This window comes from Psychrobacter glacincola, assembly GCF_904846215.1.
Lineage (GTDB): Bacteria > Pseudomonadota > Gammaproteobacteria > Pseudomonadales > Moraxellaceae > Psychrobacter > Psychrobacter glacincola.
Genome location: NZ_CAJGZK010000075.1, coordinates 1 through 696 on the forward strand (window position 1 = coordinate 1; position 696 = coordinate 696).

The 696-nt window shown below is 39.9% G+C and carries 1 pseudogene; it reads left to right on the top strand.

The features are described 5' to 3' along the window. Positions 1–72: 72 nt before the first annotated feature. Positions 73–696 (top strand): annotated as a pseudogene (locus JMW90_RS13485) (YjiH family protein); the annotation flags it as partial.

A 696-nucleotide genomic window follows, 5' to 3' on the forward strand; every position in this document is an offset into this window, starting at 1 on the left:
GTCTAAATCTTCCTATGATTAAGTATTTCTCTATAGACACATTGATTACATGATTTTATCAAGGAAGATAATATGACCAAGCAAGATACCCTACAACTAGAGAAAACTGAGCAAGTTGTTAACACCGTGTCCGATACGACAACGCCAGAGACATTACTGTCAAAACCCATTGCACTACTGCAATTGACTGTCTTCAGTATGATCGGTTTGGTGATGTTTTTTGTGCCATTTACCATTGGTGAAAAAAGTACAATTTTGTTCGACCATGGTGCAACTTATCTGGTCAATCAGCAACATACTTTATCTGTAACTTTGTTATTTATGCTGATGATATTTGGAGTAAGTAAACCGTTTATTGATGGTTCATGGCGCAAAAACATCACCCATAAAATCCTAACTGTCTTTAAAGTACTGGGACTGGTATTAGCTGTGATGTATATCACTGGTAACGCTCCAGCCTTTATGATGGAAAAGGATATGCTGCCATTTTTATTTGAAAAACTGGCGCTACCCGTTGGTATGATTGTGCCGCTTGGGGCTTTGATTCTGGCGTTTTTAGTGGGTTTTGGTTTGCTTGAGATGGTTGGCGTGCTGATGCAGCCGATTATGAAACCTATCTGGAAAACGCCGGGTGCATCAGCGATTGATGCAGTTGCCTCTTTTGTTGGCAGTTATTCGATTGGGCTGTTAATTACC